Consider the following 21471-nt stretch of genomic DNA (forward strand, 5'->3'; position numbering starts at 1 on the left):
ATGCTTTGTCTATAAAATCACCCTAAATACACCCCCATATACTTGAATTTGCCGAATGGGAGTAACTTAGAAGGCCCGAAAAAGCCTGTAATGATAGGAGTTTCCAAGGCTTGATGCCCTCTGTGGCAACAATTTTTCCTTGCTTTTAAGAAGAGCTAACTGATTTTAATTGAATCGGTTAGCTCTTTTTATGACTGTTTTGAGCAACACAAAGGGTTTGAAGATTAAGTTTGCGACCTGAGCTGATGATAATAAATGCCTGTCACCAGACCGTAAGAAGTTTATGGTATTCTACTGGTAACAACTCGTAGGAGGGATACCTATGGCGATTTTGATTACCAAAGATTTGTGCAAGACATACGGCAGCGGAGACAATGCCGTCCACGCGCTGAACCACGTATCCCTGACGGTGGAGGAGGGTGAGTTTGTCTCCATTGTAGGCACTTCCGGCAGCGGGAAGTCCACCTTTTTAAATTTAGCGGGCGGGCTGGACAAGCCAACCTCTGGTGAAGTGTGGGTGCGGGGGCACGACCTGGGGAAACTTAATGACGAGCAGCTCACCATCTTCCGTCGGCGAAACATCGGCTTTGTCTTTCAGAACTTCAATCTCATCCCCATGCTCAATGTGTATGAGAATATCACCTTCACCTTGGAGGCAGATGCGCTGCGGCCTGACAAGGAGTTTTTGGACGGGATCATCCATGCTCTTGGACTGGAGGAGAAGCGCTATGCCATGCCAGACCAGCTCTCTGGCGGACAGCAGCAGCGGGTGGCCATTGCCAGAGCTTTGGCCACTAAGCCGGCCCTGATTCTGGCCGATGAGCCCACCGGAAACCTGGACAGCAAAACCGGACTGGAGGTGGCCCTGCTGCTCCAGAATTCCGTGCGGAAGTTTGGGCAGACCCTCATCATGATCACCCACAACGAGGAACTGGCCCAGCTGGCCGACCGCATCCTCCACATTGAGGACGGACGCATCCTGGGGAAGGAGGGGGACCATGTTCCGCATTCATAACCGCCGCCTCTTTTGGCGTCTGGCCGGACGAAGCATTAAGGCCAACCTGGGCCGAAACCTGCTTACCGCCCTGGCTGTCTTTCTTTCCACTCTTATGCTCTTCTCCATCTTTACCATCGGTGTCAACTACTTCCGCAATTTACAGGTCATGATGGACCGGCTGGACGGGGTGACCGACGCTCTCCTGTACGCTCCCACCCAGGAGCAGTATGAGCAGATCAAAGCCACCCCCGGGGTGGAGGTGGTGGGCATCCGAATATCGCCGGGCAGTGAGACGATTCCAGGTGCGCGTGGCTTCGAGATTCCCTTACAGCACTGGTACTACGACGAGGCAGCCTGGGAATACCAGATCCTCCCCATGATCTCCGATGTGGTGGGAACCTATCCTCAGGATACGCTGAGGATCATGATGTCCACGGGTACCCTCAAACGGCTAGGCATTGAAAATCCGGAGGTGGGCATGACCATCCACCTGACCCAGGATTACCAGCTAACCGGCTGGTTTACCGACTACAAATCGGAGGACCGGGTGCTCCGCTCGGAGTCTGGAATTCGGGAGATCTATTCTGAATTCTGGGGCTGGGACAGCTGTCAGCTGGGGGTGTGCTGGTCTGAGGAAGGAACCTGGGAGGCCTTGCAGCAGATTCCGCTTACAGACGCGCAGTACTGGGTTTCCACATCCCAGCGCTCCGTCGTTGCCCTAGAGCAGGTCCTTGGCCTGCTGGGATTTACTGCTCTGCTCATTCTGGTGGGCAGCTGTCTGTTTGTCAGCAACATTCTGTCCCTCTCCGTTCAACATGACATCCGGTTTTACGGCATGCTGAAGACCCTGGGAACCACACCCCAGCAGCTGCGCACCCTGGTGCGGGCAAAAGCCATACTGGCAGCCCTGGTCGGTCTGTTACCCGGTATGTTGGCGGCGATGCTGCTCTGCCTGGAGGTGGTACCTCGGGCTCTGGAGACATTGACCAACGACAATATGTCCGCCATGCCCCGGACGGTGGTCTTTTACCCTGTCATCTTTTTGGGTACCATTCTGTTTGTGTCGCTGACGGTGGCTCTGAGCAGCTGGAAACCGGCTCGGCTGGCGGGAAAAATCTCCCCCATGCAGGCCCTGTCCTACACCGGGCTGCCGGGAGAACGCCGTGGGAAAGCGGGGCGGCGGACCGGGCTGCGCTCCATGGCCCTGCACAACGTGTTCCGGCAGAAAAAGCAGGCCCTCTGGGTCTTTGCCTCCCTCACCCTGGGGGCGGTGCTCATTCTGGCGGTAAACAGCGTGTTCCACCTGGACATGCCGGAGTATGATACAAATGGCTATGACATCACTATTTTTACCTTCCGGGAAACTAACCTGGAGGAAGATGGAGATTCCGATTTTGCACCGAACCTCAATCAGGGTGCTATGGAGGCTATCACCCAACTGGACGGCATCGAAGAAATGGAGATCACCCGGATGTCCGCGCTGTATATGCAGAGTGACCCAGCGGTCCTTTGGCCCTATGCCAAGCAGTTTGCCCGGTGGGTGCGCGAAGACGACCCGGCCGCTGTGAAAGAAAAAATGGAGGCATATCAGGCCGGCGCGGGCCAATTTGAGCGCACAGAAGCGGTGACCCTGGAGCTTTCTGCCCTGGAGGAGTATAATCAGACTGCGGAGCAGCCGGTGGATTTGGATGCCTTTGCCGCTGGGGATACACTGCTGATTTACGACAGCAGCAGAGAATATGTCGACCCGACGGAGGATTTTTCCGGCATGGTGGGTCAGACTCTGTCCATCTGCGGCCGGGACGGACAGGTCCAGTCCTTTACCATTGGCGGGGTGGTGAGCAGGGACGTTCCCCTGGCAGTTTCTCCGTCCGGTAACAATGATGTGCCTGGGGTACTGGTCAGCCAGGCCGGTATGGATCGGATCAATCCGGATGCAGATATCCGGAATATCTGCATCAACGCCGAGAAGGGCCAGTTGATGACTTTGGATCAGGCCATTCAGGAAATCCTGGCCGTGGCTCCCGATCACGTGGAGTATGTCAGCGCCGCCCAGGCCCAGGCGGACTATGCCCACAACCAGCAGACCGTAGCCCTGGTGGGCAACGGCGTGTGCATTCTAATGGTGCTGATGGGGCTTATGAACTATGTGAATGTGATGGCCGCCTCGGTGCAGACCCGCCGGCGGGAGCTGGCCATGATGGAGTGGGCATGACCCGCCGGCAGCTGCGGGCTATGGTCATGTGGGAGGGGGGCATCTACGCGGTTTTATCCTCCGTCCTGTTCCTGGCGGGCTGTGGTATTCTGTGGGCCGCCTTTTCCGATACCCATATTGATGCAGGGGTGCTGGCTTTCTCCTTTGTGTGGCCGCCCAGGCTGGTGGTGGGGGTGGTGCTGGCTCTTTTGGTGCTGTGTCCCTGCATTTCCGCCCTGGCCTACCGGATCTCTTCCCGGGAACCGGTGATTCAGCGCCTGCGGGAGACCAGCTGACCTGTTTTTTAGGAGGTACCCATGGCCCAGCTTTTGTTGGTAGAAGATGATGTTCTGTTGGGGCAGGCGGTGAAGTCCGCACTGGAGCAGGACGGCCACGCCGTGGCGCTGGCCCACAACGCCGCCCAGGCTCAGAAGCTTTGGCAGGCCGTCCGCTTTGACTTGTGTCTGCTGGACATCCGTCTGCCCGACGGAAGCGGCCTGGACCTGTGTGCCGGGTTCCGGCAGGCACGGGACACCCCCGTCATCTTTCTCACCGCCAACGACGCCGATGAGGACGTGGTCCGGGGATTCCAAATGGGCGGTGACGACTATGTAACAAAACCCTTTGCCCCGGAGGTGCTGCGCCAGCGGGTGCTGACTGTGCTGCGCAGAACTGGCAGCGGCGCTCAAATAATCCGCTATCAGGAACTGGAGATTGACCTGGAGCGGCAGACCGTACGCAGACAGGGGGAAACCATCCACCTCACCGCCACCGAGTGGAAGCTGCTGGAAAGGCTGGCCCGCAGCCGTGGCCGGGTGCTCACCCGAACGATGCTGTTGGAGCAGATTTGGGACGTGGAAGGAAGCTTTATAGATGAGAATACTCTCAGTGTCCATATCCGCCGCCTGCGGCAGAAGCTGGAGCCCGATCCAAAGAATCCGCGCTATGTGGTCACGGTATTTGGACTGGGCTACACCTTTGGGGAGGCAACATGAAACGATATGAGCGGCGAGCAGCCCTTTTGTGGACGATTCTGGCTGTGGCCGGGCTGGGACTGTTGATTGCGTCGCTGTGCTTGGAACAGCGCCAAATGCCATGGGTAGTGGGGCTTTTTTTGGCAGTATGCCTGGCCGTGCAGATTCTTCTCTACCGGACTGCAAGAGACAGCATGAGGGAACTGGTGGTTCAACTATCCGACCTGATCGATCAGCTGACCCAGCTTCGGCAGAATCCTGTTTTTCCGCCCCAGGAGGATACCGTCCTCTCACGGCTTCAACAGCAGGTGGAGCGGCTGGCCTCTATCTGGGCGGGACTGAACCGGCAGGCAAAGCGAGAGCGGGATGAGATCCAAAGCTTGGTGTCCGACCTGAGTCATCAGCTGAAAACACCGGTGGCCACTCTGCAGATTTACGGTTCTCTTTTGGTACAGCCTGAGCTGTCCCCGGAACAGCGGCAGGAGTATGGAAGCAGGATGCAGCGCGCCCTGGAGCGGCTGGACTTTTTACTGGACAGCATGGTTAAGCTTTCACGTCTGGAGTCCGGGAGCATCCGCCTTCAGCCACGGATTACTGAAGTAGAGGAACTGGTTCTCAATGCTGCGCTGCAGGTACGTCGGGCGGCAGAGAGTAAAGAAATCAATCTCTCTATCCAGCCGCCGTCCAAACCAATTGCGGTGTGCTGTGACCCAAAGTGGACGGAAGAGGCCATCTTCAACGTCCTGGACAATGCGGTCAAGTATACCCCGCAAGGGGGATGGGTGACTCTTACCTTGGAAAGCTACGAGACCTACTGCCGAATCAATATTTCCGACACTGGATATGGAATCCCACCTGAGGAGATCCCGAAGATCTTTCAGCGCTTTTACCGCGGCCAGAGTGTGCAGGCGGTGGAAGGAGTGGGCCTGGGACTTCCGTTGGCGCGGAAGGTCGTTCAGGAACAGGGGGGATGGATCAAAGTGTCGTCTGACCATAAGGGAAGTACGTTTTCCATTTTCCTGCGGCGCAGCTGACTAAGTTCTGTCTGCAGAATTTTAAGCTGTGACCGATCAATGTTACCTATTCTTTCCAGGATAAATTAGAAAAGAGCTAACTGACAAAATAAGGTCAGTTAGCTCTTTTATCAATTGTTAGATTTTAGAGTGAAGTCTTGGAGTCCTGGCATATTGCTTTCAATTTGGAATAGTATCCGTCCGAATACGTGATATAGATAATGCCCCCTGCCACATAAGCGATGGCCGTCAGAGCAAATCCAGTGGTCAGACCCACAGATTCCTGCATAAAGCCCATTAGGAGAGAGCCAATTCCAATTCCGATGTCGTAAGAAAGCATATAGGTGGAATTGGCGGCACCGCGTTTTGGACCGGGGGTGGTTCCAGTGACAAAGGATTGGAAAAGAGGCTGCAGAATTCCGTAACCCAGCCCAAAGAAGAATCCGGATGCCAGCAGATGAATTCCGGTTGTGAGGAAAAGGAAGCTGACCATGGTAAGGATCAGTACCACCAGGCTGGTATAGACTAAGAGACGATGCTTACCGGCGTCAATCGCCTTTTGGGTGGAAAGCTCTGCCACCAGGCAGACATAAAAATAGGGCAGATGCCCCATAACATCCTTTTCCTGAGCCAGAATGGAGCAGTAGGCAATGACCGCGCCGTAGGGGATCATCAGAAACATCATGTTAAACATAAAAGGGAGCGCAGGACCGTAGATAGACTCTTTCAGAGAAAATGGTTTCTGCTGAGTCTTGGGGTATTTTATCCTGCAGCAGGAGACACAGATCAGAGCAGCCACAGTAATGCCAAAGATGGTCAGAAAGGACGCTTTGCTGTTCATATTATTTTGGACCTGAAGTCCTACAAAAGGGCCAACTACCATGCCGATGGATACTGTGAAAGCGAATCGGCTGATGCCCTCTGTGATTTTGGAGACGGGGAGGACGTCGCCGGCCAGAGTCATGGTAGCAGATCCGCATACCGAGTACACGACTCCCATATAGAGGCGAACCACAATCAGGAGAGCAAATACTGGAAACGCAATAAATGCGGGAAAAGACAGACAAAACAGAGTCAGAAAGAGCAGATATACGTGATAGCGGTTGAAATTATCCAGCAGGTAGCCCGCCACCGGCCGGAACAGAACCGTAGATACCGACATAGCAGTGAGCACAATACCTACCTTTGAACCGGTAATACCAATTTCCTGACAATATACCGGGATGATAGGAATGGATGCGTAAAAAGCGGCTAAAACCAAAAGATTGGTGATAAAGAGGAGAATAAATCTCCGATTCCATATTTTTTCCGTTGTTCTCATTCAGGCAAGACTCCTTTGTTTCATTAAACTAAAATGGTGGCACATGCCACTATATTTAAAATAACATGACGCAGGGGGCGGCGTCAATATCTGGTTGCACGCGCCACCAAAAAAGGGTATAATGAAAACACGCTTGATACAAAGGAGGGGGTGGGCATGGACTATGTGGCAGAGGGCCCATTTAAGTCGATTTCCATTCTGTATCGAAAGTCCCATATCTGGCTGAATAACAACTGTGCATCGTATGATCTTTCTGCGGCGCAGGCCGTAGTAATCCTGATTATCTGCGATTATCGGTCCCTGACCCAGGATGATATCACCAAGCGGCTGTCTCTGGATAAAAGTGTCATTGCCAAGACGGTGAACAAGCTGGAGGAGCGGGGCTACCTGGTTCGCACCACCAATGCCAAAGACAAACGGACCTATGATATTTCTCCGACGGAAAAGGCGTGGGAGATCTATCCATTTATCAAGGAGCAGGTCGAGGCATGTTTTCAGCGTATGACCCACACCATGACGGATCAGGAGCGGGAAGAATTCAGACGTCTGCTGCAGCTGGCGGCAGAGGCGTCCATCGCTCTGGACGAGGAGTAATGGAGCGTGTGTTTTGCTTGCCCTTTCTCAAAACTGCCGGTATAATGGTATTAGTTTGAGAAAGAAGGAGGAAAACCATGTTTTCTGACTATAAAAGTAAGTTTGTCTCTCCTCAGGAAGCGGCTCGGCTGGCAGTACACAGCGGCGACTGGGTGGACTACGGCTTTGGCGGCGGTTTCCCGGAGCTGATGGACCGGGCTCTGGCGGAGCGGCGGGACGAGCTGACCGACGTAAAGATCCGGGGCGGTCTGGTGATCCGTCCCCGTATTGAAGTGGTGGAGCAGGATCCGGAGCAGAAGGCCTTTCACTACTACAGCTGGCACATCGGTGACTATGAGCGAAAGCTCCAGAGCCGGGGGCTGTGTACCTTTATGCCTATGCTTCTGCGCTATCTGCCCCAGTTTTACCGCCATCATATTCGGGTAGACGTGGCCTTTGTGCCGGTGTCCAAGCCCGATGAGAAGGGCTATTGCGGATTGGGTATCTCCAACTACGCTTGGCGTACCATCTTTGAGGCGGCCCGCACGGTGGTTTTTGAGATCAACGAGCATTTGCCCACCCTCCAGGGGGTGGACGGCTCTCACCGGGTCCACCTGTCTGAGGCCGACTACATCGTGGAAGGAGAGCACGAGGCTCTGCCCACCCGCTCCTACAAGGAGCCCACCGAGGTGGACATCCAGATTGCCAAGCGGGTAGTCGAGGAGATCCCCAACGGAGCGGTACTGTCTCTGGGTGTGGGCGGCGTGCCTTTTACTGTGGCCCAGATGCTGGCCCAGTCCGATTTGAAGGACCTGGGCTGTCACACCGGCACCATCAGCGACGCTTTCCTTACCCTGTACCGGGCGGGCAAGCTCACCAATGCCTGCAAGGAGGTGGACCGGGGTTACGCCACCTGGAACCTGGCCATGGGTTCCCAGGAGCTCTACGACTGGCTGAAGGAGGAGCCCCAGCTCTTCCGTCCCGCCGATGTGGACTATGTACACGATCCCCACCGCATGGGAGACATGTCCAATTTCATCAGCATCAACGGCGGAGTGCAGTTGGATTTGATGGGTCAGGAAAACGCGGAATCGGCGGGTACCCGTCAGCTCTCCGGCACTGGCGGCCAGCTGGACTTCTTGGAGGGAGCGTTCCGATCTCCCGGCGGAAAGGGATTTATCTGCATGAACTCCGCCCGTAAGACCAAGGACGGGACCCTGAAGTCCAATATTGTTCCCTTCATTCCGGCGGGCAGTACTGTGTCCGCTCCCCGGGGGATGATTCAGTATGTGGCTACGGAGTACGGCGTGGTCAAGCTGTCCGGCCTGTCCCTGCCTGAACGGGCCCAGGCTATGATTTCGGTGGCCCATCCCCAGTTCCGCGCGGAGCTGGAGGCCTACGCAAAAGAAAATTTCCGATAAAGGATAAGAAAAAGGACGGAAGCCTATGGCTTCCGTCCTTACATTTTATCGCTTTTTCCGACCCTTGGTGCCCTTTGTCACCGGGGGCTTGGGCTTGGCCCAGCCCGCCTTGCGCTTGGGAGTGCTGGGAGCGTTCTTCTTTTCTGCGGTGTGCCGTCCGTCAAAGCGTTCCTTTCTGGGATCGCCGGGGGCTTTCCTTCTGCCTTGGAAGGCACTTCCGCCCTTTCCCTTGGCGGCAGGACGGCTGTCCTTGTTGCCCTGTGCCCCGTAGGACTGTCCCTTGCCGGGGCGGATGAGGCAGTGCTTGCCGTAGCCAATGAGATCCTCCCGGCCCGTCTTGTGGAGGGCCTCCAACACCAGGGCACGGTTCTGAGGCTTGCGCCACTGCATGAGAGCCCGCTGGAGGGCCTTGTCATGGGGTGTCTTGGGGACAAACACCGGCTTCATGGTCCGGGGATCCAAACCGGTGTACCACATGCAGGTGGCCAGGGTGCCGGGAGTGGGATAAAAGTCCTGGACCTGCTCGGGCATGTGGCCCTGCTTGTTGAGCCACTCGGCCAGCTGGACCGCATCCTCCAGAGTGCAGCCGGGATGGGAGGAGATGAGGTAGGGGACCAGGTACTGGTCCTTCCCGTAGCGGCGGTTGAGCTTAAAGTACTTCTCCCGGAATTTTTCGTAGACCTCGATATGGGGCTTGCCCATATAGTCCAGAGTGTGGGCCACACAATGTTCCGGAGCCACCTTCAGCTGGCCGGAGATGTGGTGCTGGATGAGGTCGGTGAAAAACTCCCCGCTGGGGTCCTTCATCAGATAGTCAAAACGGATGCCCGACCGGATAAACACTTTCTTTACCTTGGGAATCTCACGAAGCTTGCGCAGCAGCATCATGTAGTCGGTGTGGTCGGCGTCCAGGTTAGGGCAGGCCTCGGGGGCCAGGCAGGCCCGGTTTTTGCACATGCCGTGCTTGAGCTGTTTCTGACAGGAAGGGCGGCGGAAGGTGGCAGAGGGACCGCCCACGTCGTGGATATAGCCCTTGAAGCCGGGGTGCTCGGTCAGGGCCTTTACCTCCCGGATGACGCTCTGGTGGCTGCGGCAGGAGATGACTCGCCCCTGGTGGAAGGCCAGGGAGCAGAAGTTACAAGCGCCAAAGCAGCCACGATTGTGGGTCACCGAGAAGCGCACTTCTTCAATCGCAGGCACGCCCCCCATCTCATCGTACATGGGATGGGGCTCCCGGACATAGGGCAGCTCGGCAACTTCGTCCATTTCCGCCGTAGTGAGAGGCCGGGTGGGCGGGTTGACCAGCAGGAACTGGCGGCCGTGCTTTTGCAGAATGGCCTTGCCTACGAAGGGATCGTGCTCGTTGTACTCTACCATATTGGCCCGGGCATAGGCCTCCTTGCTGGAGGATACCTCCTCAAAAGAGGGGACTTCCACCCAGGGGTAGGCGCACACACCGGGATGGGCGGCGGCTACGCAGGTGCCCCGTACATCGGTGATCTCATCCACAGGGGTGCCACTGGCCAACCGGGAGATGATCTCTTTGGAGGCCAGCTCGCCCATGCCATAGGTGAGGATGTTCGCCTGCGCATCAAAGAGAATGGAGCGGCGAACCTTGTCCTCCCAGTAGTCGTAGTGGGCAAAGCGGCGCAGAGAGGCCTCCAGGCCGCCGATGATGATGGGAATGTCGCCAAAGGCTTCCCGCACCCGGTTGGAGTAGACCACCGTGGCGTGGTCGGGGCGCAGTCCGGCTTTCCGACCGGGGGAGTAGGCGTCGTCGTGACGGCGTTTCCGGGCGGCGGTATAGTGGGCCACCATGGAGTCCAGGTTGCCCGCCGAGATCATCACCGCCAGCCGGGGACGCCCAAGAGCCTGGAAGGGGGCGGCGCTGTGCCAGTCGGGCTGGGCGAGAATGGCCACCCGGTAGCCCTCTGCCTCCAGCACCCGGCCAATAATCGTGGGGCCGAAGGAGGGGTGGTCCACGTAGGCGTCGCCGGTGATGAGCAGCACATCATAGCTGTCCCAGCCCCGGCGGTCCATATCCTCCCGGCTTACAGGTAAAAATAGGTCGCGGTCAAATCCCATAGGGAAACCTCTCTTCCTTAGTATAAAATGCGGGACACCGGGTGTCCCGCAGCAAAGCAGTTATTCTGCTACATTTGGAATATCGGGGCGGCAGATGGGCTTTTCCAACACGTCCAGGGGGAACCATTTGCCCTCTTCCACGCCGATCTTGTGGAAACCGTATTTATCATAGAAATGCTGAGCGTGATCGTTATTCAGTGCACAGCGCAGACGCAGGCCCTGGCGGCCCTCCTTGCGGAAGATGGATACTGCGTGCCCCAGCAGCTGCACGCCCAGTCCGCGGTTGCGGAACTCGGGAGCCATGTAGCACAGGGGGATGTAACCCGCTCCGTCCGAGCGGAAGCGCTCCAGATCCAGCTGGATCATGCCTGCAAACTGGTCTCCGGCCATAGCCACGGATACGCCCCAGGGGGACATTTCCAAATCACGCCGGGCGACTTCCCAGAAGCCGGGACCGTCAAAGGGTAGCTCGGTACCGTGGACGGTGATCCAGGTGTCCCGCCGGGCGGCGAGATAGAGCTCCTGTTCCTTTTCCGGGTCCAGGGGGCGGAACCAAAGGTTTACGTCCTCCGCCTTCTGGCCGCCCTTGCGCCACCAGGACTGGCGGGCCAGCGTGGAGATGGACTCATCCAGATGGGAGTTGTCGCCCTCATAGACGATATGGAAGGCGTTTCCGTCCCAGGCCAGGCAGGTAACAGCGGTGTTGTCAAAGTGAGGCAGGTCCTTCCACTGCTCAGGCTCTGTTCCCTTGACCTTGCCTAAAAACTGCCGGATAGCAGTGCCGTGGCTGAAGAGAGCCACATTCTGGTCGGGGTGCTTTTGGGCGATGGAGCGGATGGCTTCATAGACCCGGTCTCCCAGCGGGCCGAAGCCCTCTCCGTCGCCAGGAGCCTGGAAGCTGGGATCGGTATGGTTGAACAGAGCCAGCTGCTCTCCCTGAAAGTGGCGCACCTCGCCCCAGGTGCGGTCCTCCCAGTCACCCATGTGGATCTCACGCAGTCCGGGGTGCGGGTGGAGGGGAAGACCTTTGGGGAGATATACAGCCCCTGCGGTGAGCTGGGTGCGGATGAGGTCGCTGGAGTAGACCGCGTCAATGGGAACCGAATCAAACCGCTGCTGAAGCGCCTGAATCTGACGCTCTCCATTTTTCGTGATCAGAGAATCGTACCAACCGTGGATGCGGCGATAGAGGTTTCCCTCTGCCTCCGCATGACGAATCAGGTAAATTGTTGTCATATCATTCCAGTCCTTTGCATAAGAGATCAGCCGTGGGACTTCATTTCAAAGTGGATCAGCAGAGACAGCAGCGCCCGCAGCAAAACCACCGCCCCCAGGACAACCAGTTCGTTCAGATCCCGCACCAGCACGGTTTTCAGGATCTCCGCTGCCATTTTAAATTCCAGACTGGTGGCCAGTCCGTTGGCCAAGTCAAATTTTACGTCTAGCGGGACGTGGGTGACCAGGCCTTTGCAGTAGTTCCAGAAGGCGCGCACAGCGGAAACAGCCACCACAAAGATGCCCATCAGCTCACAGATGGAGATGATCGGGGGCAGAAGCATGGCGATCAATTCTTCCAGCATGGCAACCTCCTAAAAGATTATAACATATCGTCGCGCAGGCACTCATAGACCAGGGAGGAGAAGGAGGAGGCCGCGCCCCAGTCGAAACGGAACAGCCCCTCGCCTCCGCCGCCGCCAATGCAGTGCACCCGGGTGGGGCCGGAGAGATTATCGATGGTAACCGTGAGGGTCAGACGATTGCCTGCCCGCCAGTAGTGCTTTTCATAGACGGCCACGATGCAATACTGCTCTCCCTGGCCCTGGATCACATAGTGATCAAGAAGTTCTCCGGTGATGCTTCCGTCCACCACAGCGGAGTGGATCTTTTTGGCGGTCTCTTCCATAGACAAGGAGACCAAAAAGGTGTTTTCGTCCATCGAAAAGCCCTCCTTCCCTTACCAGGGCTGAACGCCTCCGGTGAGCTGAGCCACACGCTCCAGACCCTGATGGGAGGCAATATCGGCCAGCTCATCCCGCACCTTGATGGGAGCGAACGGATCGGCAAACATGGCGGTGCCTACGGCAACCGCGGTGGCTCCGGCCAGCATCAGCTGAGCCGCATCCTCGCCGCGGCTCACGCCGCCCATGCCAAGGATGGGAACCTTCACCGCCTGGGCAACCTCCCAGACCATCCGCACTGCCACAGGCAGGACGGCGGGACCGGACATGCCGCCGGTGTTCATCTTCAAAATGGGACGGTGGGTATTCACATCGATACGCATGCCGCGCAGAGTATTGATGAGGGACACGGCATCAGCGCCGCCGTCCTCCACCGCCCGGGCGATTTCGGTAATGTCGGTGACATTGGGGGAGAGCTTCACCATGACGGGCACTTTGCCTGCATGGGCCTTAGCCACCTGGGTGACTTCAGCGGCCAGCTCGGGGCGGGTGCCGTAGGCCAGGCCGCCTGCCTTTACGTTGGGGCAGGAGATGTTGACCTCGATCATATCCACCCCGGCCTCAGACAGCTTTTCACACATGATGCCGTATTCCTCGGGGGTGTTGCCCGAGATGTTGGCGATAACCTTCACGTCATACTGGCGCAGGAAGGGCAGTTCTTCGGCAATAAAGGCGTCTACTCCGGGATTTTGCAGGCCCACGGAGTTTAGGATGCCCATGGGGGTCTCTGCAATACGGGGGGCAGGATTTCCCTCACGGCGGTGGAGGGTCAGTCCCTTGGCACAGATACCGCCGATCTCGCTCAGATCATAAAACTGGCCGTACTCCCGGCCAAAACCGTAGGTGCCGGAGGCTACACAGATGGGGTTTTTCATGGTCATCCCGGCCAGGGTGACGCTCATATCCACATTAGGCATTCCAGTCCACCTCCTTGGAGTCAAAGACGGGGCCGTCCTTGCACACGTGCTTGCGGGAGCCGTCAGCCATATCGCAGGCGCACACCAGGCAGGCGCCCACGCCGCAGCCCATGCGCTCCTCCATGGATACCTGGCAGGGAACGCCGAACTCCTCGGCCACCTTGGCTACGTTGCGCAGCATGGGCTTGGGGCCGCAGGCCAGCACAGCGTCATAGTTGTTATTCTCGCTCAGCTCCTGGCGCACCAGGGCATCCACAAAGCCGTGGTGACCCATGGAGCCGTCGTCGGTAGCCACGAGCACCTTGGCGCACTCATCCTCAAAAGAATTGGTCAGGATGATCTTGTCCTGAGAGCGGCCGCCCAGAATAGCGGTGGATTTTCCGCTGGTATACTGAGCACAGCCCAGCATGGGAGGGATACCGATGCCGCCGCCCACCAGCAGATAGCGGCCCTCGGGCTTCATGGTAAAGCCGTTGCCAGCCAGTCCCAGCACGTCCAGGCTGTGGCCAACGGGGCGGTTGGCCAGACACTGGGTGCCTTCGCCCCGGACCTCAAAGACGATGGTCAGAAGGTCCTGAGGCTCATCTTCCTGGCAGGAGCACACAGAAAGGGGACGGCGCAGAAGCAGTCCCTCACCGCACTTGACATGGACAAACTGGCCGGGGGCCTTGAAGGAGGTGCGGACCATGTCGCCGCACTCCAGCGTCATATAGATGGCGTCTCCCATCTGCTCTTTGGAGACGATTTTACATTTGCGTTCTACTTTCATCGTGTCACACCTTTGTCTGACTGTTATTTTTCCCAGGGAGGCTTGGTTCCTGTTTGTGTGTTTCTAGATCGGGGAGAGGTGGCCTGTTTCATGGCGCAGTTAGGGCAGCCAATCAAGGGGCTGTGGCGAGTGCCGCATACCGGACAGGTGACGGGCTCTTCCTCTTCGTCAGGGATGTTAGGCAGTTCCGGAGGCTCAGGAAGATAGAATTCTGCTTTGCCGCACTGGGCGCAGCGAATGACCTCTGCTGTCAGCCAGGAGGCAAACAGCCCGTCTCTTGCTACCGGACCCAGCAGACCCTCATCGCCCAGATGGAAAATCTTGGTTCCGTATTTCTCCATGGGTCCACCGCACCGCAGACAGGTTTTGTCTGTGCGGATGGCCTGATGGGCCCGTTCCAGACGAGCTTGCTTCTTTGCCTGCTGGATTCTTTCCCGGTTCAAAAACTTCTGGAGCTCATCCGGATACAGAGCGCGACCGGTGGCCAAGGCTCTCTCCGCCCGTTCTGTGGGAGAAAGTGGGGTTAACTCATCGACACAGTTGGAGCAGACTGGTTCATCGGTATCTCCGCACAAAACCATGCCGCCGCCAAACAGACCATATTCCTTGCCGCAGAAAATGCACCGTTTTGCCATGGCTCTCCCTCCTTATTTTTCCCAGGGGGCTTTCTCTTCTTCCTGCCAGGGGAAGCGGAAACTGCGTTTTTCATCGGACTGGGCCGGGATCGTCTCTGGAGCAGCCTGGGAGGCTTGCTCCTTTAGCTCGTTGTTCTGTGTGGAAGAAGGGGGGACAAACCCGGCGGTATAAAGCTCTACCTTACCGCACTGAGGACAGGCATACAGATCCACCTCGTACTGGTCGGCCAGAAGGGTCATCAATCCGCCGCCGCCATCCGCGTCGATGGAGAAGTGCTCCAGCTTGCGTTCCAGTATGGCGCCGCAGGCCGGGCAGACCTTTCCGGTATTTACATTTGCTTGTACCGTGTCCGCCTTCTGTAAATGGGGAGAGGCCAGAATCTGCTGTTCCAGGTCCTGCCGTTCTCCGGGGGATGCTTTACTCATTCGGACGTCACAGGCACTGCACAAAACCTGCTTGCTGCCGTGAAAATCCAAATCGATCTGATCGAGCAGTCCAACTTTTTTACCGCAGAGCACACAGTAAGCCATAGGATCCCCTCCTTATGCAGAGTCAACGAATCTACTGTTACGAACCGGATGAAGGTGTTTCCACTAGGGCCAGGGCCCCAGTGGAAAATTTATATTATTCTACGGTCACAAACTGAGCAATGTCGTCCCGCATGGCGATAGCGGCGTTCCGGGCCGCCTCCTTGAAGTCGTGACCGTCGCCGCCGGTCTTCTTCCAGGCACACATGATGCCGCGGGAGGAGTTGACGATAGCGCCGTGGCCCTTCTCATTGAAGGCGTACTTCACGTCGGCCGCGGTGCCGCCCTGAGCGCCGTAGCCGGGCACCAGGAAGAAGGTGTGGGGCAGGCGGCTGCGCAGATCCTGAATCTGCTGGGGATAGGTGGCGCCGGTGACGGCACCGGCCATGGTAAAGCCGTACTTGCCCTCGGTGCCGGCGGCAATCTGCTCGTTGAGCTCGCCCATCACTTCATAGATGGTGCGGCCGTCGGCGGCCTTCACGTCCTGAAGCTCACCGGAGCCGGGGTTGGAGGTCTTCACCAGTACGAAGGCACACTTGTCCTCGCCCTTGGCGGCCTCCAGGAAGGGCTTGATGGAGTCGGAGCCCATGTAGCCGTTGAGGGTGACACAGTCAGCGTCGAAGGACTTGAACACCTGCCCCTCGATGGGAGCGCCGGAGAGCCAGCCTTCCGCATAGGCAGTGGCGGTAGAGCCGATGTCGCCGCGCTTGATGTCGGCAATGACAAACAGACCCTTCTCCTTGGCGTAGCGGATGGTGCGCTCCAGCATCTCCATGCCCTGCCAGCCCAGGTTCTCATAGTAGGCGGCCTGGGGCTTGACAGCGGGGACAATGTCGCACAGAGCATCAATGAGGCCCACATTGAACTGCCAGATGGCCTCCACAGCCCCCTTCAGGCCCACGCCATACTTCTCAAAGGCTTCCTTGCGGATATACTCGGGGACATACTCGATGCGGGCGTCCAGCCCAGCCACGGTGGGGTTTTTCTTCTCGCGGATCTTCTCCTGCAGCACGTCAAAAGACATGGTTGATCTTCCCTTCTCTTTTTAAAATCAAATTCTGCCAGCGGCAGTTTCTATCTGCTTCAGCGGTCCTGATAAATCACATTTCCGCCTACAATGGTGTACTTTACCTTACCCTTGACCTCCCGTCCGGCAAAGGGGGTGTTCCGAGCCTTGGAGGCAAACTGCTCCGGGTCAATGGTCCAGACCTCTTCGGGGTCAAAAATAGTGATGTCGGCGTCGCTGCCCAGGGACAGGCGGCCCTTGGAACTCAGACGCAGAATGGAGGCGGGAGTGTAGGTCATGCGCTTGATGATATCGGGCAGCTTCATCTTGCCCGTGTGGTAGAGCTCGGTGAGGGTGATGGCCAGAGAGGTCTCCAGACCCACCATACCGCTGGGCGCCCGGGTGAGGGGCCGGGATTTCTCCTCGGCGGAGTGAGGCGCATGGTCGGTGGCGATGGCGTCGATGGTGCCGTCCTTCAGACCGGCAATGATCCCCTTGATGTCCTTAGCGGTGCGCAGGGGAGGATTGACCCGGGCCATGGAGCCCTGAGTGAGGATCTCATCCTCCGTGAGGGTGAAGTACTGGGGGCAGGTCTCACAGGTGATGGCAACGCCCCGCTTTTTCATCCGGCGGATGATATCCACGCTCTTGGCAGTAGATACATGGCAGATGTGGACGTGGGCGCCGGTCTCTTCGGCCAGCATGGCGTCCCGCATGACCATGATCTCTTCGGCGATGGCGGGCCGACCCTCCAGCCACAGCTGGCGGGATACGCTGCCCTCATTGACCGCACGGCCTTCCACCATGGTGGTGTCCTCGCAGTGGCACAGTACCGGCATCTCCAGACGCTTGGCGTGGATCATCACATCCCGCATCAGGTTTGCGTTGTCCACATTGCAGCCGTCATCAGACAGAGCGATTGCGCCCGCCTTTTTCAGGGCGTCGGCATCCGAGGGCTCCTCGCCACGCATGCCCATGGAGACGGCGGCGATGGGGTAGACGTGCACGCCGTTGGCCTGAGCAGCCTTGTCTTTGACATAGCGGACCTGCTCCGGAGTGTCCACCACCGGATCGGTGTTGGCCATGCAGGCCACCGAAGTAACGCCGCCGTGAGCGGCGGCGGCAGTACCGGTAAAAATGTCTTCTTTGTAGGTGAGGCCGGGGTCACGCAGATGTACGTGCATGTCCACCAGACCGGGGCACACCACAAGACCGTCCGCATCGATTACCTGGTCAGCCTCTTGACGAATATCCTTTTCCAGCTGGACCACTTTTCCGTTTTCGATATACAGGTCCTGGATGGATACGGTGCCGCTTACCGGGTCCACGACTCGTCCGTGTTTGATCAGAAGTTTCATAATAAAGAATCCTCCAAAGGGTAGGGCAAATGCCCAATGCAGTTTTCGAAAAACGCGCAGGAATGCGCGCACATACTCAAACTAAATTATAGCGGAATCCACAGAATTTAGCAACGCATTTTTCCCCGAAACCGGAAAGAATAACAATGCGCGCCAAACAAGCCGTTTTGGTGCGGGAAAGGACGTGAAGAAGCGATGAACGGATGCGGATATGGAAAGTTTTTTCTGGGCATGACCATGGGCATGGCGGCTGGCGCCGCTATGGGCATGACCATGGCTCCCTCTCGCCGTGAGATGCGGCGGGTGGCTCACAAGGCGGCTAAGAATGTCACCGAAGCGGTGGAGACTCTTACCGACGCCATGGGGATGTGAGCAAAGGCCCGGCGGAGCGCTTGCTCCGCCGGGCAAAAATGATGCTTGACAAAGTAATTAGCATATGCTAACTTAAATAGCAGTTAGCAAAGACTAACTATAAGGAGGGATCAAACTGACTACCTTGGATCATCTGCTTGCCGCCCACTGCGCCCCGGCTTTGGCTGGGATCAAGCCAGCCAGTCTGGTTTCCTGCCAGCGCAGTCAGTTTCCTCAGCTGTCCCGGCAGCTGGAGGAGTACCGCAGGGCCTTTGCTCCCAAAGACGTACACTTCCGGATTTTATGTGCCTGTTCCAAGCGCTATCTGCTGCTGGTCTACCGCCGTCGCCTGCTGGAGCAGTGTCTTGCGCAGGAGAAGGTGGTCACGCTGCTGGAGCAGTTTGGCTATCGCCGGGAGGAATCGTTGGAGACCAAGCTGGACCGTCTGGCCCGCCGGGCAGCGGGACAGGGGAGATTCCCCCATGAGATCGGGCTGTTTCTGGGCTACCCTGTGGAGGACGTGGAAGGATTCATCCGCTATGGCGGTGCGGGCTGTAAGTTGTGCGGCTGTTGGAAGGTATATGGCGATGTGCCCAGTGCCTCCCGACAGTTTGCCCGGATTACCCAGGTGTGCCGCACCTGTGTGCGGCGGGTAGAGCAGGGCGAGACCCTGTTTGAAGTGTTTGCTGTGGCATAGCCAAGTATATATGAATATTTTAGGAGGTTCACCATGAGTAAGATTGCTGTGATCTATTGGAGCCAGACCGGAAACACCGAGATGATGGCCAACGCCATTGCGGAGGGCATCCGGGAAGCGGGCGCGGAGTGCGACGTGCTCAGCGTGCCCGCGGTGAGCGCCGACCAGGCCACGGAATATGAGAAGCTGGCCCTGGGCTGCCCCGCCATGGGAGCCGAGGTGCTGGAGGAGATGGACTTTGAGCCCTTCTTCACCGAGCTGGAGCGCCGTCTCAGCGGCCGCCCAGTAGCCCTGTTCGGCTCGTACGGCTGGGGCGACGGCCAGTGGATGCGGGACTGGGTGCAGCGCACCCAGGACGCCAACGCCAACCTCTACCAGGAACAGGGTCTGATGATCAACGAGACTCCTGACGAGGATGGATTGGAGCAGTGCCGGGAGTTTGGACGGGGCTTTGCCAAGTATTAAGAGAATACATAGAAAAACGGACGGTTTCCAGGAAACCGTCCGTTTTTCTTATGGAAAGGAATGAAAGTAAGCAAGCATCAGTTGGGGCGGTACTTGTCCACCACAGCCTTCATAGCCTCCCACTGGTCCTCCATGTCGGCCACCAGCTTAAACTGGGTGCGGCAGCGGTCCAAGTTCTGGCCCTCGCGGTGGGTGCGGAAGTAGTGGTCGCCCTCCAGATAGTCGGTGAGGAAGCGGATGCCGCACTCCAGAGTCATCAGCTTGGCACCCCAGGGCAGGTAGTCCAGCTCGGCCTGGGTAAGAGCGCCGTTGGCTCCCTCCAGGAAGCCCTGGGTGTACACCTCAAACAGGGACAGGTCGAAGTTCACCTTGGACAGGTCCTTCTCATCCTCGGCACAGTGGTTGGCGCCAAAGCGGATGGAATCGCCGAAGTCGTTGATGGACAGGCCGGGCATTACGGTGTCCAGGTCGATGACGCACACGCCCTCGCCGCTCTTGCGGTCCATGAGCACGTTGTTGAGCTTGGTGTCGTTATGGGTCACGCGCAGGGGCAGCTTGCCGTCCCGCAGAGCCTGGAGAGCCACGGAGCAATCAGCCTCCCGGGCGGTGACAAAGTCCAGCTCCGCCTGCACGTCCTTCACCCGGCCCATGGCGTCGGCGGCCACGGCAGCCTTCAGCTTGGCCAGGCGGTCCTCGGTGTCGTGGAAGCGGGGAATGGTCTCATACAGGGTGTCGGCGGGGTAGTCCTTGAGCATCTGCTGGAAGCGGCCGAAGGCCAGGGCGGAGGCAGCAAACAACTCCGGGGTCTCGGCGGACTGGAGGCACTTGGTGTCCTCAATGAAGGGGTAGACGCGCCAGGCGCCGCCCTCGGGATCGGTATAGAAGTTTTTGCCGTCCTTGGTGGCGTAGACACACATGGTCTCCCGGGTGGGGTCGCCGCCGGCTTCGGCGATGACCTTGCCCAGATAGGAGGTGACGCCCACGATGTTGGCCATCACCTGCTCGGGGTGATGGAAGGCGGCAGAGCTGATGCGCTGGAGAATAAACCGGCGGCAGGGGTCCTCGCCGGGCTGGGTGTGGACACAGAAGGTATCGTTGATGTGGCCGGAGCCATAGCGCACCGCGCCAACGACCTGACCGCCGAAATCAAAGGCGTTCAGAGCGTCCTGCAGAAACTGTTCAGCCTGAGACATGTTCTTATACCTCCCACAGCTTGTCGGGGTAGAGACCGTTGGCGGTCATCTCCGCAATGGCGTTGACCACCACGGGCTTGTCCTCCCGATAGGTAACGCCGTACCACTTGTCGGTGCTGCGCAGCACCTTAACACGGGCCTTCTTCTCCTCCAGCAGCTGGGTGACCACGCTGGGCAGGAAGTACTCGCCCTTCAGGGGGTTCTCCGCCAGAGCCTTGTCCAGGAAGGCGGGGAAGCGGGCCTCGGCCTCCTTCAGGAAGCTCTCGGTGAAGCCCCACAGGTTCATGGACACGATGGTGTTGCCGCTGAGGTGGGTCCAGGTGGCACCGTCGTCCTCGGTGAAGCGGGCATCGGCGCCGTCCTTCTCAATGCGGGTGCGCTCGGTCACCCGGGTGAGGTAGTTCTCGCTGTCCTCCTCACAGATGCCGCGGGCTACATGACCGTTCTCGGTAACGGTGTTGCCCAGCAGGTAGCCCACCATGGCAAACTCATAGCAGCCGGGCTGGTCGGGGTGGGACTCCAGGTAGTCGTAGATCTTCTTGAAGCCCTCGGGGCCGTAGTAGTCATCGGCGTTGACCACGGCGAAGGGACCATCCACCACCTTGCGGGCGGCCAGAATGGCGTGGGCGGTGCCCCAAGGCTTCACGCGCTCCTCGGGAACGGAGTAGCCCTCGGGCAGATCGTCCAGCTGCTGATAGGCGTACTTCACGTTAATGACCTTGCTCAGACGGTCACCGATGGCGGCCTTGAAGGTGTCCTCAATCTCATGCTTGATGACGAAGACGACGGTCTCAAAGCCGGCGCGGCGGGCGTCATAGATGGAGTAGTCGATGATAAGCTGATTGTGGTTTCCAACAGGGTCCACCTGCTTGAGGCCGCCGTAGCGGCTGCCCATTCCGGCGGCCATGACCACAAGAACCGGTTTTTTCATAAAATCCATTCCTTTCTTTCTCGCCCTTCGGGCGCTGTAAGGCCGGAGGTGGGAGACCGCCTCCGGCCAGTGGATATTACACAGG

General features: G+C 58.0%; 23 protein-coding genes. 10 read left to right on the forward strand and 13 right to left on the reverse strand.

What is annotated here, in order from left to right; all coding sequences use genetic code 11:
* Window positions 1-322 precede the first annotated feature (322 nt).
* From ACLTXB_RS16225 to ACLTXB_RS16245, 5 genes are read left to right on the forward strand one after another with little or no spacing between them, the layout of a single operon-like run.
* A complete protein-coding gene (locus tag ACLTXB_RS16225) occupies window positions 323-1015 on the forward strand; it encodes an ABC transporter ATP-binding protein (protein WP_428227690.1) in 693 nt (230 codons plus the stop codon).
* A complete protein-coding gene (locus tag ACLTXB_RS16230; protein ID WP_428227691.1) occupies window positions 999-3212 on the forward strand; it encodes an FtsX-like permease family protein in 2214 nt (737 codons plus the stop codon). Before ACLTXB_RS16225 ends, ACLTXB_RS16230 begins: the two co-directional genes overlap by 17 nt.
* On the forward strand, window positions 3209-3487 hold the full coding sequence (locus ACLTXB_RS16235) for an FtsX-like permease family protein (protein ID WP_428227692.1): 279 nt from the start codon (window positions 3209-3211) through the stop codon (window positions 3485-3487). Before ACLTXB_RS16230 ends, ACLTXB_RS16235 begins: the two co-directional genes overlap by 4 nt.
* Window positions 3488-3508: 21 nt before the next feature.
* A complete protein-coding gene (locus tag ACLTXB_RS16240; RefSeq protein ID WP_428227693.1) occupies window positions 3509-4186 on the forward strand; it encodes a response regulator transcription factor in 678 nt (225 codons plus the stop codon).
* A complete protein-coding gene (locus ACLTXB_RS16245; RefSeq protein ID WP_428227694.1) occupies window positions 4183-5199 on the forward strand; it encodes a sensor histidine kinase in 1017 nt (338 codons plus the stop codon). Before ACLTXB_RS16240 ends, ACLTXB_RS16245 begins: the two co-directional genes overlap by 4 nt.
* A gap of 124 nt (window positions 5200-5323) precedes the next feature.
* Here the strand turns inward: ACLTXB_RS16245 and ACLTXB_RS16250 are convergent, their stop codons facing one another.
* On the reverse strand, window positions 5324-6499 hold the full coding sequence (locus tag ACLTXB_RS16250; protein WP_428227695.1) for an MFS transporter: 1176 nt from the start codon (window positions 6497-6499) through the stop codon (window positions 5324-5326).
* 156 nt (window positions 6500-6655) lie between these two features.
* Between ACLTXB_RS16250 and ACLTXB_RS16255 the strand changes: the two genes are divergently transcribed.
* Entirely contained in the window at window positions 6656-7093 is a 438-nt protein-coding gene (locus ACLTXB_RS16255; RefSeq protein WP_008980190.1) for a MarR family winged helix-turn-helix transcriptional regulator, read from the forward strand.
* A 77-nt stretch (window positions 7094-7170) separates the two neighbouring features.
* Complete coding sequence (locus tag ACLTXB_RS16260; RefSeq protein WP_428227696.1) at window positions 7171-8493, forward strand: acetyl-CoA hydrolase/transferase family protein; 1323 nt, start codon at window positions 7171-7173, stop codon at window positions 8491-8493.
* Window positions 8494-8538: 45 nt separating this feature from the next.
* On the opposite strand, the gene ACLTXB_RS16265 is transcribed toward ACLTXB_RS16260, so the two are convergent.
* From ACLTXB_RS16265 to ACLTXB_RS16310, 10 genes are all read right to left on the reverse strand, one after another.
* Window positions 8539-10578: a YgiQ family radical SAM protein gene (locus ACLTXB_RS16265; protein ID WP_428227697.1), complete on the reverse strand. Its 2040-nt coding sequence runs from the start codon at window positions 10576-10578 to the stop codon at window positions 8539-8541.
* 60 nt (window positions 10579-10638) lie between these two features.
* A complete protein-coding gene (locus ACLTXB_RS16270; RefSeq protein ID WP_428227698.1) occupies window positions 10639-11814 on the reverse strand; it encodes a GNAT family N-acetyltransferase in 1176 nt (391 codons plus the stop codon).
* Window positions 11815-11840: 26 nt separating this feature from the next.
* Window positions 11841-12158 carry a DUF1622 domain-containing protein gene (locus ACLTXB_RS16275; RefSeq protein ID WP_008980194.1) on the reverse strand — a complete coding sequence of 106 codons (318 nt, stop codon included), beginning with the start codon at window positions 12156-12158 and terminating at the stop codon, window positions 11841-11843.
* A 17-nt stretch (window positions 12159-12175) separates the two neighbouring features.
* Complete coding sequence (locus tag ACLTXB_RS16280; protein WP_235395982.1) at window positions 12176-12514, reverse strand: DUF6054 family protein; 339 nt, start codon at window positions 12512-12514, stop codon at window positions 12176-12178.
* A gap of 18 nt (window positions 12515-12532) precedes the next feature.
* A complete protein-coding gene (locus ACLTXB_RS16285; RefSeq protein WP_428227699.1) occupies window positions 12533-13453 on the reverse strand; it encodes a dihydroorotate dehydrogenase in 921 nt (306 codons plus the stop codon).
* Window positions 13446-14222: a dihydroorotate dehydrogenase electron transfer subunit gene (locus ACLTXB_RS16290; RefSeq protein ID WP_428227700.1), complete on the reverse strand. Its 777-nt coding sequence runs from the start codon at window positions 14220-14222 to the stop codon at window positions 13446-13448. Before ACLTXB_RS16290 ends, ACLTXB_RS16285 begins: the two co-directional genes overlap by 8 nt.
* A 23-nt stretch (window positions 14223-14245) precedes the next feature.
* Window positions 14246-14857 carry a hypothetical protein gene (locus tag ACLTXB_RS16295; protein WP_428227701.1) on the reverse strand — a complete coding sequence of 204 codons (612 nt, stop codon included), beginning with the start codon at window positions 14855-14857 and terminating at the stop codon, window positions 14246-14248.
* A 12-nt stretch (window positions 14858-14869) separates the two neighbouring features.
* Entirely contained in the window at window positions 14870-15388 is a 519-nt protein-coding gene (locus ACLTXB_RS16300; RefSeq protein ID WP_428227702.1) for a hypothetical protein, read from the reverse strand.
* Window positions 15389-15482: 94 nt separating this feature from the next.
* A complete protein-coding gene (gene pyrF / locus ACLTXB_RS16305) occupies window positions 15483-16409 on the reverse strand; it encodes an orotidine-5'-phosphate decarboxylase (RefSeq protein WP_110441118.1) in 927 nt (308 codons plus the stop codon).
* A gap of 59 nt (window positions 16410-16468) precedes the next feature.
* The gene (locus tag ACLTXB_RS16310; protein ID WP_428227703.1) at window positions 16469-17749 is read right to left on the reverse strand and encodes a dihydroorotase; all 1281 of its coding nucleotides are present in this window, start codon (window positions 17747-17749) and stop codon (window positions 16469-16471) included.
* Between the two features lie 195 nt (window positions 17750-17944).
* Between ACLTXB_RS16310 and ACLTXB_RS16315 the strand changes: the two genes are divergently transcribed.
* From ACLTXB_RS16315 to ACLTXB_RS16325, 3 genes are all read left to right on the forward strand, one after another.
* The gene (locus ACLTXB_RS16315; RefSeq protein ID WP_008980202.1) at window positions 17945-18121 is read left to right on the forward strand and encodes a hypothetical protein; all 177 of its coding nucleotides are present in this window, start codon (window positions 17945-17947) and stop codon (window positions 18119-18121) included.
* A 124-nt stretch (window positions 18122-18245) separates the two neighbouring features.
* Window positions 18246-18797, forward strand: a complete 552-nt coding sequence (locus ACLTXB_RS16320) for a DUF3793 family protein (RefSeq protein WP_428227704.1) — start codon at window positions 18246-18248, stop codon at window positions 18795-18797.
* Window positions 18798-18830: 33 nt separating this feature from the next.
* Window positions 18831-19262, forward strand: a complete 432-nt coding sequence (locus ACLTXB_RS16325) for a flavodoxin (protein WP_428227705.1) — start codon at window positions 18831-18833, stop codon at window positions 19260-19262.
* 77 nt (window positions 19263-19339) lie between these two features.
* On the opposite strand, the gene ACLTXB_RS16330 is transcribed toward ACLTXB_RS16325, so the two are convergent.
* Together ACLTXB_RS16330 and ACLTXB_RS16335 are read right to left on the reverse strand one after the other, a co-directional pair.
* Window positions 19340-20455: a phosphotransferase enzyme family protein gene (locus ACLTXB_RS16330; protein WP_428227706.1), complete on the reverse strand. Its 1116-nt coding sequence runs from the start codon at window positions 20453-20455 to the stop codon at window positions 19340-19342.
* 4 nt (window positions 20456-20459) lie between these two features.
* The gene (locus ACLTXB_RS16335; protein WP_040649259.1) at window positions 20460-21386 is read right to left on the reverse strand and encodes a nucleotidyltransferase family protein; all 927 of its coding nucleotides are present in this window, start codon (window positions 21384-21386) and stop codon (window positions 20460-20462) included.
* Between the last annotated feature and the right edge of the window lie 85 nt (window positions 21387-21471).

The sequence above is a fragment of the Flintibacter sp. genome, from assembly GCF_046973065.1.

Coding starts and splice junctions, on each gene's coding strand:
- ACLTXB_RS16225 (WP_428227690.1), top strand. CDS start 323: ATGGCGATTTTGATTACCAAAGATTTGTGCAAGACATACGGCAGCGGA.
- ACLTXB_RS16230 (WP_428227691.1), top strand. CDS start 999: ATGTTCCGCATTCATAACCGCCGCCTCTTTTGGCGTCTGGCCGGACGA.
- ACLTXB_RS16235 (WP_428227692.1), top strand. CDS start 3,209: ATGACCCGCCGGCAGCTGCGGGCTATGGTCATGTGGGAGGGGGGCATC.
- ACLTXB_RS16240 (WP_428227693.1), top strand. CDS start 3,509: ATGGCCCAGCTTTTGTTGGTAGAAGATGATGTTCTGTTGGGGCAGGCG.
- ACLTXB_RS16245 (WP_428227694.1), top strand. CDS start 4,183: ATGAAACGATATGAGCGGCGAGCAGCCCTTTTGTGGACGATTCTGGCT.
- ACLTXB_RS16250 (WP_428227695.1), bottom strand. CDS start 6,499: ATGAGAACAACGGAAAAAATATGGAATCGGAGATTTATTCTCCTCTTT.
- ACLTXB_RS16255 (WP_008980190.1), top strand. CDS start 6,656: ATGGACTATGTGGCAGAGGGCCCATTTAAGTCGATTTCCATTCTGTAT.
- ACLTXB_RS16260 (WP_428227696.1), top strand. CDS start 7,171: ATGTTTTCTGACTATAAAAGTAAGTTTGTCTCTCCTCAGGAAGCGGCT.
- ACLTXB_RS16265 (WP_428227697.1), bottom strand. CDS start 10,578: ATGGGATTTGACCGCGACCTATTTTTACCTGTAAGCCGGGAGGATATG.
- ACLTXB_RS16270 (WP_428227698.1), bottom strand. CDS start 11,814: ATGACAACAATTTACCTGATTCGTCATGCGGAGGCAGAGGGAAACCTC.
- ACLTXB_RS16275 (WP_008980194.1), bottom strand. CDS start 12,158: ATGCTGGAAGAATTGATCGCCATGCTTCTGCCCCCGATCATCTCCATC.
- ACLTXB_RS16280 (WP_235395982.1), bottom strand. CDS start 12,514: ATGGACGAAAACACCTTTTTGGTCTCCTTGTCTATGGAAGAGACCGCC.
- ACLTXB_RS16285 (WP_428227699.1), bottom strand. CDS start 13,453: ATGCCTAATGTGGATATGAGCGTCACCCTGGCCGGGATGACCATGAAA.
- ACLTXB_RS16290 (WP_428227700.1), bottom strand. CDS start 14,222: ATGAAAGTAGAACGCAAATGTAAAATCGTCTCCAAAGAGCAGATGGGA.
- ACLTXB_RS16295 (WP_428227701.1), bottom strand. CDS start 14,857: ATGGCAAAACGGTGCATTTTCTGCGGCAAGGAATATGGTCTGTTTGGC.
- ACLTXB_RS16300 (WP_428227702.1), bottom strand. CDS start 15,388: ATGGCTTACTGTGTGCTCTGCGGTAAAAAAGTTGGACTGCTCGATCAG.
- pyrF (WP_110441118.1), bottom strand. CDS start 16,409: ATGTCTTTTGACGTGCTGCAGGAGAAGATCCGCGAGAAGAAAAACCCC.
- ACLTXB_RS16310 (WP_428227703.1), bottom strand. CDS start 17,749: ATGAAACTTCTGATCAAACACGGACGAGTCGTGGACCCGGTAAGCGGC.
- ACLTXB_RS16315 (WP_008980202.1), top strand. CDS start 17,945: ATGAACGGATGCGGATATGGAAAGTTTTTTCTGGGCATGACCATGGGC.
- ACLTXB_RS16325 (WP_428227705.1), top strand. CDS start 18,831: ATGAGTAAGATTGCTGTGATCTATTGGAGCCAGACCGGAAACACCGAG.
- ACLTXB_RS16330 (WP_428227706.1), bottom strand. CDS start 20,455: ATGTCTCAGGCTGAACAGTTTCTGCAGGACGCTCTGAACGCCTTTGAT.
- ACLTXB_RS16335 (WP_040649259.1), bottom strand. CDS start 21,386: ATGAAAAAACCGGTTCTTGTGGTCATGGCCGCCGGAATGGGCAGCCGC.